The following is a 12882-nucleotide window of genomic DNA, read 5'->3' as shown; positions in this document are numbered from 1 at the left end:
TATAAAGGAGAGTTTACATGATAGAAAGTAAAGTTGTAGATTCTATACCAACTCTTAATGAGAATGATTGTCAAATATGGTGGGGAAGAATTTCAGATTTACAATCATGGCATTACAATTTACTAAATGGCGTTGAACGAGAGAAAGCAAATTCATATCACCATTCGGCAGATCGTGCACGATTTATAATAGGTTGTGTAATTAGTAGATTAGTCCTTGGAAAGATACTTTCTATGTCGCCAGTTCAAGTACCTATTGATCGAATGTGCCCAGTATGTAAGTTACAACATGGCAGACCACAATTACCAGAAGGCATGCCGCAGTTATCTGTTTCTCATTCGGGTGAGTGGGTTGTTGTTGCATTTACAAAATCTGCACCTGTAGGCGTTGATGTTGAACAAATAAATCCAAATGTAGATGTTATGAAAATGGCAGAGGGTATATTAACGGACATTGAAATAGCACAAATTATGAAATTACGAGATGAACAGAAAATTGAAGGTTTTTTAACATATTGGACTCGAAAAGAAGCAGTGTTAAAAGGAACAGGTGAAGGGCTAATGATTCCACCAATGGATATTACCGTGTCAGCTCCAAATGATCCTCCAAATTTGTTGGTTTTTAAGGATAGAGAAGAGTTAGTAGAACATACAATGATGGAAGATATAAGACCAAGTATAGATTATTTGGCTTCTATTGCAATATTTAGTAAAGAAGTAACTAAAATCACACAGTTAGACGCAGTAGCGCTTTTAAATTATAAATAGGTTTAATAAAATATCTTATAGAAGAGGTGTTCCTCATGTTAGTAGCGGAAAATAGAACAAATGAATTCACTTATAATGTACAAGCAATTAAAAATATTTTATTTTCTGGAGATATATCGTCTATTCATGCTTTAGAAAAGCTTTTGAATGATACAGTTCAGTTTGATGTTCTCGAACAAGAGGTAATTGATAGACAGTACATCCCGAAAGAAGCAAAGAATTTCTTTGATAAAAACGGAACATTTCTTTACCGTGTATCCAATGTTAGTTATAAAGGAAAAGTGTTATCTGAGAATCTAATTTTTGCGGACACTTCGTTTTTACCAAATACAATTAAGAGTGAGTTAGAGAGTGGAAACATTCCAGTTGAAAAACTTATAGAAAAGATGGAAGTAAGAAGAAACGTACTATACGAAGGATATCAGCCATCTGGGAATATTATTGAATTGTTTGATGGATGCTCTGTTACGGCGAATGTGTATCCAACTAGAAAATATCAAATTGTAAGTAATTGCAAATGCATATTTTATATTTGTGAAGTGTATCATGCTGAGAATATAAAGGAATTACTTAAATAAAACAAGAAACCAGCCTATAAAATGGCTGGTTTCTTGTTTATTTCACAGCTTCTTTTAACTCTTTACCTGCTTTAAATGCTGGAACTTTACCAGCAGCGATTTGAATTTCTTCGCCAGTTTGCGGGTTACGTCCTGTACGAGCAGATCTTTCGCGCACTTCAAAAGTTCCAAAGCCGATTAATTGAACTTTATCACCAGATTGTAATGCAGTAGCAATTGTGTCAAATACGGATTGTACCGCTGCAGAAGCTTCCTTTTGAGAAATATCAGCGGATTGTGCCACGTTTTTAACTAATTCTGTTTTGTTCATGTTTTCACCTCATAAAAAGTTTTTTAGATTGAATGTTTTAGTATAATGGATAGTATAGAGAAAGCTATTTATATGGTTAGAAAGAATACTATATAGTTATGTTAATTTCGTTGTAAGAGACTGAATCCCTGCTAATAATTAGGGATTAATTAAGAATTGATGTATAGAAAACGCTGTAATATGAGAATGAGGGGGAGAATATGAATGATTTTTCGTGAAAAGAATGAGAAAGAAAGTATATTAATTCGTCAACATGATCATGGTTTTTTAGCTGGAGAGATTGCAAAGCATATAAAAGAAGATTTTTTTGAAGATGAAACATACTTAAAAGAGACAATTGATGCAATATATGAGCATGATAGAGGATGGATAGAACTTGATAAAGTACCAATTTTGAATGATGCTAAAAATATTCCATATACATTTATGGATTGTCCAAGTTCATTGCGCTTTGTTTTTTATACGATTGGTTTGAATGAAATTGAAGATTCAAATCCATACGGCGCATTACTTTGTAGTAAACATTTTTTATCATTTCCATTAAATGAGGAAGATGAAGAGATGCTTTCATTTTATACAGGGGAATTGGAACGACAAAAAAGAATATTGAAAACGTTAACAAAAGAACAATTTGCGATGTTCGATAAACATTATAGATTATTAAAGTTTTGCGATGAACTTTCTTTATACGTATGTATGAATAAACCTGGTGTAGAAAAGAAAGATGAAATTGATTTGTTTAAAGATGGTTTTGAAGGAACAGAAATGTTTAATAATAAGGAGGAGAAACCTGTTCAAGCAGAGTGGGTGGACGAGGAAACAATTCGGATCACACCGTTTCCATTTCAAACGGAATTTCATACGTATGTAAAATATAAAACTATAAATAAACGTGAAATTGAAGGAAAAGGGATTGCAAAGGCTGATAGAGAATCAGAAATGAAGAAACAAACCATTCATTTCATATAATAGGGGGCGATTACGATTGAAAGAGTACATGTTAAAACAGGTGAATTACCATGCTTGGGCTAATACACGATTGTTCAATCGACTAAAAGAATTACCAAACTATGAGACGATTTTTAAGGAACAGATACAGAGCGTATTCCCATCAATTAAGGATACTTTTGCGCATATTTATATTACAGATCAAGTGTGGTTGCATATATTGCATGGTAAAAGTATGAATGAAGCAATACAAGACCGAGAAAGCTTACGAACAGAAATCGAGAATAAATCGTTACATGAATTAGAAAAAATGTTTGAAAACATGGCAAAACAATATATAGACTTTTTAATTACAATACAAGACGTGAATGCTGTATTTGTTATCGAGAATCCATATGTAGGGAAATTAGAAACTTCAATTTTAGAATTAGTGCAACATGTCGTAAATCATGGTACATATCATAGAGGAAATATAACAGCGATGATCCGTCAACTTGGTCATTCGTCGACAATGATGGATTTTGTACTATATTTACATATGGTTAAAAAGCAGGGGGAGTAATATAGTTTGTAAGAAGGAGAGGCTTTAATTGTAGAAGTCTCTCCTTCTATTTTATTTCGTATTAATGATAGATCGACTGATTAAAGTTTTGCTTTATTTCTTAAGAAGCTTTATTTTCTTGTAATTGCTTAGCGAATTGTACAGCCTTATATGCATTGACTCTACCGTTTTTCCAGTACGTACCTGTACCACTAATTTTATCAGTAGTAGACTCAATAATTTGGCGGATTTGTGTATTGCTATATCCTTGATTTGCTAAAAGAGCAGCGACTCCTGCAACATGAGGTGTTGCCATAGATGTACCACTTAATGATTGATATGAGCTTCCTTTATATGTGGAATATATATTTGAACCTGGTGCTGCAACATCTACCCAGCTACCATAAGTAGAAAATGAAGATTTCTTATCTGATTGATCTGTAGAAGCAACTGCAATCACTTCGCTGTAATAAGCAGGGTAATTAGCTTTTGTATTTCCAGCATTTCCAGCAGCTGCAACTATAACAGAACCTTTATTCCATGCATATTGAACGGCTTGTTGTAATGCAGTACCACCATTTGGAGCTCCTAAACTTAAACTAATTACTTTTGCACCCGAATCAGCAGCTTCTCGAATACCCTGCGCTACAGCATCAAGAGTACCACTTCCTTGATTATCTAATACGCGGACAGCATAAATTGAAGTTTGTGGGGCAACACCAGCAATTCCGACACTGTTATTCGTAAGTGCTCCAGTAATTCCAGCGCAATGTGTACCATGGCCATTACCATCATCAGATGTATTGTCGTTATCAACATAATCATGCCCGTAAATTACTTTCGAAGCCAAATCAGGGTGTGAGCCTTGAACTCCTGTATCAATAATAGCTACTTTTACACCAGGATCACTTCGTTGGCTATCCCAAGCTTGTGGAGCTTGAATCTTTTGCAATCCATATTGATTTTTAAAATATGGGTCGTTTGGATTCCAAAAGGCGTGAACGTAATAATTCGGTTCTGCATATTCTACATCTGGATTATTTTTATAACTCTTTATTTTTTCTTTTACAGTACCTTTCGAAAATTGAACGACTTCAAAACCTAACTTATCATCTTTAGATAAGACATTAGCTCCGACAGATTTATGAAAAGATTGCACATTACTTAAAGAAGCATTTTGCTTGAACTTAACGATTAATTGGTTAGGAACGTAATCAGTAGATGATGTTTCAGCGCTTGAAGTATTCGTGTTAAAGAAGAAACCACCAATAATAAATGATAAAACAGATAGGAAAACAATGATTTTGTTTTTCAAAAGATTTTTCCTCCCTTTTCTTGGATGAGTTTTTTCAGCGGCACTTTAATGTTGCACTCCTTTTCAACTATATAGTTAGACCATACGATTTATGACATTTATGTGAAAAACTATTGGAGGAATAAAAAGGAGTAAACATTGATATAAATATATTTTTAATGAAAGTAATTAAGTAAAAGAGGGGATAAAAAAAGGAATGCTCATCATGTATGAGTCATTCCTTTTTTCATAGATTAACTTGCCTGTTTTTTATTGTTTTCTTTCAATTTCTCTGCTTGTAAAAAGCGATTCGTTTCAGCAACAACAATACTACTTAATCCAATTAGACCAATTAAGTTTGGAATTGCCATAAGTCCATTTGCAATATCAGCAAATGTCCATACGATTCCTAGCTTTAAATTAGCACCAATTGCAATCATGACGATAAAGATTGCTTTATAATATTTAACAGCACTTTCTCCGAATAAATAAGCTACACATTTTTCTCCATAATACGACCAGCCTAAAATAGTAGAGTAGGCGAATAAAATTATAGCGATACCGAGAATCATACTACCAGCAGTACCGAATACAGATTGGAACGCAAGTGTTGTAGCTTCAACACCAGTTTTACCAGATTTCCAAGCACCTGTAGTAATTAATACTAGTCCTGTAATTGTACATACAATAAATGTATCTAGAAAAGTACCAGTCATTGAAACTAAAGCTTGCTTTGCAGGCGAATCAGTTTTTGCTGCCGCCGCCGCAATTGGTGCACTCCCTAAACCAGCTTCGTTCGCAAATACACCACGCGCCATTCCGATTTGGATAGCTGATGCAACTGTTGCCCCAATAAAACCACCAGCAGCTGCCGTACCATTAAATGCACCAGAAAAAATAAGTGAAAATGCTTCTGGAATTTGGTCGTAGTGATAGAAAATAATGATAAGACCAGCAATGATATAAAAGAAAGCTTTAATAGGAACGACATATCCCGTCACTTTCCCGATTTTTTTTACACCGCCTAAAATAACAATTGCGATTAAAAATGCCATTAGTATACCAGTTAAAGCAGGAGGGAAAGAGAAATTAATTCGCATTGCCTCTGCAACTGAGTTAGATTGCACCATATTACCGATACCGAAAGAAGCAGTTGTACCGAATATCGCAAATAAAACAGCAAGCCATTTCTTACCTAAACCACGTTCTAAATAGTACATTGGTCCACCTGAATATTCACCATTTTCATTACTAACACGATATTTCACCGCAAGAATGGCTTCGGCATATTTTGTTGCCATTCCGAACAAAGCAGTAATCCACATCCAAAAGATTGCACCGGGACCACCGATCGTCACAGCAGTTGCAACACCAGCTATATTTCCCATACCAATCGTTGCCGCCATAGCTGTCATAAGTGCTTGGAAGTGGCTAATATCTCCAGAGGAAGATGTATCTTCTGATTTTTTAAAAGCTAGTTTGTGAGCGTATAATAGTTTACTAAACTGTAAACCTTTTAAACGCACTGTGAGAATGATACCAGTACCAACGAGTAACAACAACGTTGGTAATCCCCACACATAGTGATTGAGTTGTTCTAATACTGTACTTACTGTCTCCATCTGTATTCTCCTTTTTATGAAAAAATAAAAACCACTTCAAGAAAATGAAATGGTCTCTGGAGAAACAAGGGATAGAAAAATAAACCGATACAAATCGGCATTTTCTTTCGCTTGTCTCTGTCCTTTTACCTGAGAGATTATCCGCAATAGTAGCGGATTTGCTCCTTCGGTGCTCGTTTTCCTCCGCGCTATATAAAGCGAGAGGGAGTCTCTCCAGAGGTTCGTCCCCATGCAGTTCTACTTGTAACCAAGACCTGAGAGTTTCAAAGTTGGTTTTACAACTTTTTGCCCCGTCGGTAGATCAATAGATCTTCTCCTGAATGGTTCATCCGAATTATAAAATTTATAAAAGCATTGATTGTAAATCAATAAAAATATTATAGACAGACAAAATGTGAATTGCAATCTTTTTTTTACTTTAAAATAGTAAACAGTTTTATTTTTTTGCAAGTCTTAATTTCTCTTCAACTTCAGTTAAAGTAGATAAAGCAATGACAATATGTTGATCCGCAAGGCCTAAAGCATGTTTAGTATTTTCAATTGTTGCACTGTTTAGAGTAGAGTTTTTGGTTCCGTCTATAATTAAATCTGCCGCGTTTTTCATAAATTTAGAAGCAGCCTTAAATTCAGTTGTGAAATAAACTAGTTGTTCTTGTATTTGTACTTCTGATATATTTTCTATAATTTTCAAAGTATCTATTTCGTTCATAATGTTTTCATATTGTTTGGAAACAGCACTCATTGTAACTAATAGTTTATCTCTATCTACTGAATCTCCGCTCGTGTTAATTTCTTCCCAGGCAGGCAACCAATCTTTTTCGATTATGTCATTATAATTTGTAGTTAATTCATCAATTTTTGGTTTTAATTTAGTTTTAAAACTTTTTGTATCAACTGTTTCTACGGTAGTTTTTGCGTTATTATTTTTATCTTTAATTGCGTAGAAAATCGTACAGGTAATAATAAAAATAGAAATAATTATTGTCCGTTTATTAAAAAATAATTTCTTCAACGGGTAATACCTCCAAAGAATCTTTTAATTGTAATATATAACAATAATATTGTTAATGATAGAGAAAATAGTCTGGAATTGATTTTAATTATATTTTTTCTATACATAAATAATTAATATTAGTAGAATGATGAAAGTTATATGTGAGAAGAGAGGGTTTTTAGTGAAAATGAATAGAAGAAAAATAGTTTCAAATATTTCAACGGCTGTGTTATTAGTTGGTTTATTTACACTTATATATTTAGACAAAGAATCTAAAATTGAAGATTTTCCAGTACCAATGTCAGCAATCCATATTAACGATGATAAGGAAGAGTATTATAGATATATAAGTGTAATGTCTATTACAAAGGCAAGTGGATGGGAGAACTTAGGGGAAAACGGGCATACTGTTAGTTTTAAAAAAGGAGAGCGGAAGGTAAATGTATTACATTATCCGGGAGAACTTACGTATTATGTATTTGAGTAAAAGATGAATAAGAGAGATTAGCGAAAGATGTAATTCATTAAGTGTTACATCTTTTTAGTATTCTAAATTATTTGAAATTAAAATAGATAGATGGTTTGATAGATGTAGTGATAAATATGATTAGTTCTATATGTCTATAAAGAGTATTAGGGGATTATAAAATTATTATGTGAACTAAATATTGTGAGAAGAAAATAAATTATATTATATTCTAGAGGGGGAATTAAAAATGTTACTAAAAACAATCTACTGTAAGGTAGAAGAAGAGAAAAAGGACTTATTTTCAAAAGCACAAGAAAAATGGCAAGCTATACAGCATCTAGATGGATTTCATGGGCAATTTGGTGGATGGTATGAGGATGAGGCATGTGTATTTACTTTATGGGAAGATAGAAGTGCGTATCAATCATTTATGAATGCTGCTCACGATACCATTTATTTAAATAGTAATCAAGAGGATACATTTCTTTCATGTGAAATTGAATTGTTTCAAACATTGTATGATATAACTGATATGCCTTTGAAAGGCATTGTTACAGAAGGGTCATTTGTAAGAGTTGCTATATGTGATGTAATGGCGGGAATGGAAAAGCAGTTTTTACATAAACAAGAAACAATTTGGAATAAAGGAATGAAAAATACAAAAGGAATGTTAGCTGGCGTTGTTGGGAAGTCTTTAAAAATTGAAAATCGTTACATCGTGGTAACTTATTGGAAAGATGAAATGGCGCATCAAAATTATGTAGAAGAGATTTTCCCTGAGTTGTATAAACTAGCTAATATTCATGAAGAGATAGAAGATATAAGAGGTAAACAAGCTATATGTAAGGAAGAATGGCTTGTATATTAAGCGCAGAAAAAGTGCATAAATGAATGTATAATAAAGATATTTTCTTATAAACGAGTAATTAATAGAAGACGTTCTATACCCTTTCATGTTAATATATTTAAGTTATAATAGAAGGCTTACCCTTATGTATTGTACGGTAGAAGCAGTGTGAGCTTGAAATTTTGTTTAGAAAAGGATGTGCCTAATTTGCGTATCAATAAATTTATTAGTGAAGCTGGAAAAGCGTCTCGACGTGGAGCAGATAAATTAATTAATGAGAGAAGAGTAATTATTAACGGTAAGGTTGCAAAAATTGGTGACCAAGTAAATCCAGGTGATGATGTACGTGTTAATGGAGAGCAACTTCGTATTGCTCGAGATCACGTATATATCGCTTTAAATAAACCAGTAGGTATTACATGTACGAGTGAAAAAGCTGTAAAAGGTAATATTATTGATTTAGTGAATCATCCATTACGAATTAGTCACATTGGACGTCTTGATAAAGACTCAGACGGTTTAATTTTATTAACAAATGATGGTGATATCGTTAATGAAATTTTACGTGCTGAAAACAAACATGAGAAAGAATATATCGTTTCAGTAGATAAGCCAATTACACCTGATTTTCTAGAGAAAATGGCAGCTGGTGTAAAAATTTTAGGGACAAAAACGCTTCCTTGTGAGATCACACAGTTATCAAAATATGAGTTCCAAATTATTTTAACACAAGGGCTAAATCGCCAAATTCGTCGTATGTGTGAAGCTTTAGGTTATCAAGTATACACGTTAAAACGTACGAGAATTATGAATATTGAATTGAATAATTTACCAGTCGGACAGTGGAGAGATTTATCGAAGAAAGAGAAACGACGTCTATTTTCAGACTTAAATTACGAACCACAAGATTGGTAAAATTGAGAAGGGGAAACCAAAAATCTATTTTTGGTTTCTTTTTTTATTAAATAAAAAATCTTTTTTAAACACTTGCAAAAATAAAATGAATAAGATATAGTGAATTACAATTAATGGATGTACTTATAAAAGCAAAGAAAAGGACACGAGTTATTTTCCCCGGTTATACAGAGAAGGAAGGAAAGCTGAGAACTTCCTAACGCAGAAAAATAACTTACCACCTTAGAGCTGCACTAGGGAAATACAGTATCTAGTGCCGTGTAAGCGACGTTATCGCAAAAGAAGCCATTATGTTTTTTTGTGATGGGAATCTGGGTGGAACCACGAATATAAGCATATTCGTCCCTAATTTTTAGGGATGAATATGCTTTTTTGCATTCAATTTCATAATAAGCGAAGAAAAGGACACGAGTTATTTTATCCGGTTATACAGAGAAGGAAGGAAAGCTGAGAACTTCCTAACGCAGAAAAATAACTTACCACCTTAGAGCTGCACTGGGGAAACTAAGTATCTAGTGCCGTGTAAACGACGTTACCGTAAAAGAAGCCATTGCATTATGTGATGGGAATCTGGGTGGAACCACGGGTAAAAGCACGCTCGTCCCTATTTTAGGGATGAGTGTGCTTTTTATTATGAAATGGAGAGATGAAAAATGAAAGAACAGATGATTGAAATTAAATTTCCAGATGGTAGCGTTAAAGAATTTGTAAAAGGAATTACTTTAGAAGAAATTGCTGGATCCATTAGCAGTAGTTTGAAAAAGAAAGCAGTCGCAGGGAGAGTAAATGATGGGTTATATGATTTACGCCGCAATATTGAAGAAAATGCGGAAGTAGAAATCGTTACTATAGATTCAAATGAAGGAGTAGAAATTGCAAGACATTCCGCTGCACATATATTAGCGCAAGCTGTAAAAAGAATGTATGGTAATGTAAACCTTGGAGTAGGCCCTGTTATTGAAAATGGATTTTATTATGATATGGACCTTCCAAGTAGTGTAAACGTAGAAGATTTACCGAAAATCGAAAAAGAAATGAAAAAGATTATAAATGAAAATGTAAAAATAGAACGAATTGAAGTCTCAAGAAAAGAGGCAGCAAAACTGTTTCAAGAGATGAATGATCACCTGAAATTAGAATTGTTAGAAGCGATTCCTAGTGGGGAAAGCGTGACACTATATAAACAAGGGGAGTTTGTAGATTTATGTAGAGGACCACACTTACCGTCAACAGGCTATTTAAAAGCATTCCAATTAACTCACGTTTCTGGTGCATATTGGCGAGGGGATAGTAACAATCAAGTGCTTCAGCGTATATATGGTGTTGCGTTCCCTTCTCAAAAAGATTTAGAAGAGTATTTACATTTCGTTGAAGAAGCAGCAAAAAGAAATCATCGTAAATTAGGTAATGAGCTGGAGTTATTTATGTTTTCAGAAGAGGCTCCGGGAATGCCATTTTATTTACCGAAAGGACAGATTATCCGAAATGAATTAGAAGCATTTTTAAGAGAAATTCAAAAAGAGTATAAGTATCAAGAAGTACGTACTCCATTTATGATGAACCAAGAATTATGGGAGAAATCAGGACACTGGGGACACTACAAGGACAACATGTATTTCTCAGAAGTAGATAATAAGAGTTTTGCATTAAAACCGATGAATTGTCCAGGTCATATGTTAATGTTCAAAAATAAATTGCACTCTTATCGCGAATTGCCGATTCGTATGTGTGAATTCGGTCAAGTACATCGACATGAATTTAGCGGGGCATTAAATGGATTATTAAGAGTTCGTACTTTCTGCCAAGATGATGCTCATTTATTTGTAACTCCAGAACAAATTGAAGATGAAATTAAATCAGTAATGGCGCAAATTGATTACGTTTATAAAACTTTTGGATTCGAATATGAAGTAGAGCTTTCTACTCGTCCAGAAGATTCGATGGGTGATGATAAGTTGTGGGAACAAGCAGAAGCAGCGTTAGCAAATGTATTACATTCATTGAATTGTAAATATAGACTAAATGAAGGTGACGGTGCATTCTACGGCCCGAAAATTGACTTCCACATTAAAGATGCTTTAAATAGAAGTCATCAGTGCGGAACAATCCAGCTAGATTTCCAAATGCCAGAGAAGTTTGATTTAAATTATATAGATGAAAAGAATGAAAAGAGAAGACCAGTTGTCATTCACCGAGCAGTATTAGGATCTTTAGATCGTTTCCTGGCAATATTAATTGAGCACTTTGGAGGCGCGTTCCCATCCTGGGTAGCACCAGTTCAAGTGAAAGTAATTCCAGTTTCAAATGCAGTGCATGTACAATACGCAGATGAGGTTGCAGATAAATTAGAACAAGTTGGTATTCGTGTGGAACGAGATGTACGAGATGAAAAATTAGGATATAAAATAAGAGAAGCACAAATGCAAAAAATTCCTTATGTTCTTGTTATTGGGGATAAGGAAATGGAGAATGGAGCTGTAAATGTGCGTAAATATGGGGAAGAAAATTCAGATGTAATGGAACTAGATGTGTTTGTGGAAGGTATGAAAGAGGAAATAAATAATCGGAAGTAGCGTTTAAAGAGAAAACACACCAATTCATAATGGTGTGTTTTCTCTTTTTACCTTACAAAAATGTAAGGTAAATGTAAGCGAAATCGAAGGAACGAGTTGTAGAAAAGTGAGAATATGAAATAGGAAAAAGGTTTACGTTACCTGTGTAATCCTTAGTAATTGAAAAATTAAAAAATTCTTAAGGGTTTACATGAGAAAAAGATAAGAAATATGTGAGAAATTAATTTTATACAAAAGGGATGGAGTGAAAGAGATGTCAACAAATGTAGTTACTGTAGAAAGTGTAGAAAAAACGTATGGGAAAAGAAATGAGAATCAGTCAAAAGCATTAAGGGGTGTGTCATTAAGTATTAAAGAGGGGGAATTTGTAGGGATTATGGGTCCTTCTGGATCTGGAAAGACGACTTTACTTAATGTGATTAGTACATTGGATCAAGCGACAGGTGGAAGTGTGACAATAGCTGGTACAAATATTACTTCTATGAAGGGGAATGCATTATCAGATTTTCGATCTCAAAAATTAGGGTTCATTTTTCAAGATTTTAACTTACTAGAAAACTTATCAATTTATGAAAATATCGCTTTACCACTTTCTTTGCAAGGCGTGCCTTCAAGTGAGATTACTGGAAAGGTGAATGAGGTTGCGAAGAAATTAGGGATTACTGAAATTTTAACAAAATATCCAACGGCTGTTTCTGGTGGACAAAAGCAAAGAACAGCGGCAGCTCGAGCTTTAGTACATAATCCAGCAATCGTATTAGCAGATGAACCGACAGGAGCGTTAGATAGTAAAAATGCAAAAAGCTTATTAGAAGCGATGCAAGATTTACATGAAAATCACAATGTAAGTATTTTGATGGTTACACACGATGCATTTAGTGCGAGTTATTGTGAGCGTATATTATTTATTCAAGACGGTCTTCTATATAAAGAGCTAAAGCGTCAAGGAACACGAGAAAATTTCTATCAAGACATTTTAGGTGTGCTCGCTCATATGGGCTCAGCTGCTGAGTCTAAGTAGGGG

The 12882-nt window shown here is 34.0% G+C and carries 13 protein-coding genes, 1 riboswitch and 1 other annotated feature; of the genes, 9 read left to right on the top strand and 4 right to left on the bottom strand.

The features are described from left to right. The first annotated feature begins 17 nt into the window (after window positions 1-17). Window positions 18-767 carry a 4'-phosphopantetheinyl transferase Sfp gene (gene sfp / locus F8162_RS23105; protein WP_151630315.1) on the top strand — a complete coding sequence of 250 codons (750 nt, stop codon included), beginning with the start codon at window positions 18-20 and terminating at the stop codon, window positions 765-767. A gap of 35 nt (window positions 768-802) precedes the next feature. Further along, window positions 803-1345, top strand: coding sequence for a cold-shock protein (locus F8162_RS23100; protein ID WP_151630316.1), 543 nt, complete (start codon window positions 803-805; stop codon window positions 1343-1345). A gap of 37 nt (window positions 1346-1382) precedes the next feature. Here the strand turns inward: F8162_RS23100 and F8162_RS23095 are convergent, their stop codons facing one another. Further along, entirely contained in the window at window positions 1383-1655 is a 273-nt protein-coding gene (locus F8162_RS23095; protein WP_001043960.1) for an HU family DNA-binding protein, read from the bottom strand. A 204-nt stretch (window positions 1656-1859) separates the two neighbouring features. On the opposite strand from F8162_RS23095, the gene F8162_RS23090 reads away from it, so the two are divergent. After that, window positions 1860-2624, top strand: a complete 765-nt coding sequence (locus tag F8162_RS23090) for a DUF3891 family protein (RefSeq protein WP_151630317.1) — start codon at window positions 1860-1862, stop codon at window positions 2622-2624. A 16-nt stretch (window positions 2625-2640) separates the two neighbouring features. Beyond that, a complete protein-coding gene (locus F8162_RS23085) occupies window positions 2641-3165 on the top strand; it encodes a DinB family protein (protein ID WP_151630318.1) in 525 nt (174 codons plus the stop codon). 100 nt (window positions 3166-3265) lie between these two features. On the opposite strand, the gene F8162_RS23080 is transcribed toward F8162_RS23085, so the two are convergent. The 3 genes from F8162_RS23080 to F8162_RS23070 form a co-directional block, all read right to left on the bottom strand. Then, a complete protein-coding gene (locus F8162_RS23080; protein WP_151630319.1) occupies window positions 3266-4459 on the bottom strand; it encodes a S8 family peptidase in 1194 nt (397 codons plus the stop codon). Window positions 4460-4692: 233 nt separating this feature from the next. Next, window positions 4693-6060 (bottom strand): alanine/glycine:cation symporter family protein, encoded by a 1368-nt coding sequence (locus F8162_RS23075; protein ID WP_151630320.1) that lies wholly within the window; start codon window positions 6058-6060, stop codon window positions 4693-4695. Window positions 6061-6167: 107 nt separating this feature from the next. Continuing rightward, window positions 6168-6287: riboswitch (glycine riboswitch) on the bottom strand. A gap of 209 nt (window positions 6288-6496) precedes the next feature. After that, entirely contained in the window at window positions 6497-7072 is a 576-nt protein-coding gene (locus tag F8162_RS23070) for a hypothetical protein (RefSeq protein WP_151630321.1), read from the bottom strand. A 127-nt stretch (window positions 7073-7199) separates the two neighbouring features. Here F8162_RS23070 and F8162_RS23065 point away from each other — a divergent pair, with 127 nt between their 5' ends. The 5 genes from F8162_RS23065 (at window position 7200) to F8162_RS23045 (ending at window position 12879) form a co-directional block, all read left to right on the top strand. Next, window positions 7200-7541 carry a hypothetical protein gene (locus F8162_RS23065; protein WP_151630322.1) on the top strand — a complete coding sequence of 114 codons (342 nt, stop codon included), beginning with the start codon at window positions 7200-7202 and terminating at the stop codon, window positions 7539-7541. Between the two features lie 229 nt (window positions 7542-7770). Further along, on the top strand, window positions 7771-8391 hold the full coding sequence (locus tag F8162_RS23060; RefSeq protein ID WP_151630323.1) for a YdbC family protein: 621 nt from the start codon (window positions 7771-7773) through the stop codon (window positions 8389-8391). Between the two features lie 186 nt (window positions 8392-8577). Next, window positions 8578-9285, top strand: a complete 708-nt coding sequence (locus F8162_RS23055) for a pseudouridine synthase (RefSeq protein WP_140392455.1) — start codon at window positions 8578-8580, stop codon at window positions 9283-9285. Between the two features lie 125 nt (window positions 9286-9410). Beyond that, window positions 9411-9635 (top strand) — a binding site (T-box leader). A 303-nt stretch (window positions 9636-9938) separates the two neighbouring features. Continuing rightward, window positions 9939-11858: a threonine--tRNA ligase gene (gene thrS, locus F8162_RS23050; protein ID WP_151630324.1), complete on the top strand. Its 1920-nt coding sequence runs from the start codon at window positions 9939-9941 to the stop codon at window positions 11856-11858. A gap of 253 nt (window positions 11859-12111) precedes the next feature. Next, window positions 12112-12879, top strand: a complete 768-nt coding sequence (locus F8162_RS23045; protein ID WP_000106429.1) for an ABC transporter ATP-binding protein — start codon at window positions 12112-12114, stop codon at window positions 12877-12879. Window positions 12880-12882 lie beyond the last annotated feature (3 nt).

The organism is Bacillus sp. CH140a_4T (assembly GCF_008923725.1).
Classification (GTDB): Bacteria; Bacillota; Bacilli; order Bacillales; family Bacillaceae_G; genus Bacillus_A.
This window is presented reverse-complemented; position numbering and strand designations above follow the sequence as displayed.

What these genes read in the sequence shown, in the direction of transcription:
- sfp (WP_151630315.1), top strand. Translation starts at nt 18, where the DNA reads ATGATAGAAAGTAAAGTTGTAGATTCTATACCAACTCTTAATGAGAAT.
- F8162_RS23100 (WP_151630316.1), top strand. Translation starts at nt 803, where the DNA reads ATGTTAGTAGCGGAAAATAGAACAAATGAATTCACTTATAATGTACAA.
- F8162_RS23095 (WP_001043960.1), bottom strand. Translation starts at nt 1,655, where the DNA reads ATGAACAAAACAGAATTAGTTAAAAACGTGGCACAATCCGCTGATATT.
- F8162_RS23090 (WP_151630317.1), top strand. Translation starts at nt 1,860, where the DNA reads ATGATTTTTCGTGAAAAGAATGAGAAAGAAAGTATATTAATTCGTCAA.
- F8162_RS23075 (WP_151630320.1), bottom strand. Translation starts at nt 6,060, where the DNA reads ATGGAGACAGTAAGTACAGTATTAGAACAACTCAATCACTATGTGTGG.
- F8162_RS23065 (WP_151630322.1), top strand. Translation starts at nt 7,200, where the DNA reads ATGATGAAAGTTATATGTGAGAAGAGAGGGTTTTTAGTGAAAATGAAT.
- F8162_RS23060 (WP_151630323.1), top strand. Translation starts at nt 7,771, where the DNA reads ATGTTACTAAAAACAATCTACTGTAAGGTAGAAGAAGAGAAAAAGGAC.
- thrS (WP_151630324.1), top strand. Translation starts at nt 9,939, where the DNA reads ATGAAAGAACAGATGATTGAAATTAAATTTCCAGATGGTAGCGTTAAA.
- F8162_RS23045 (WP_000106429.1), top strand. Translation starts at nt 12,112, where the DNA reads ATGTCAACAAATGTAGTTACTGTAGAAAGTGTAGAAAAAACGTATGGG.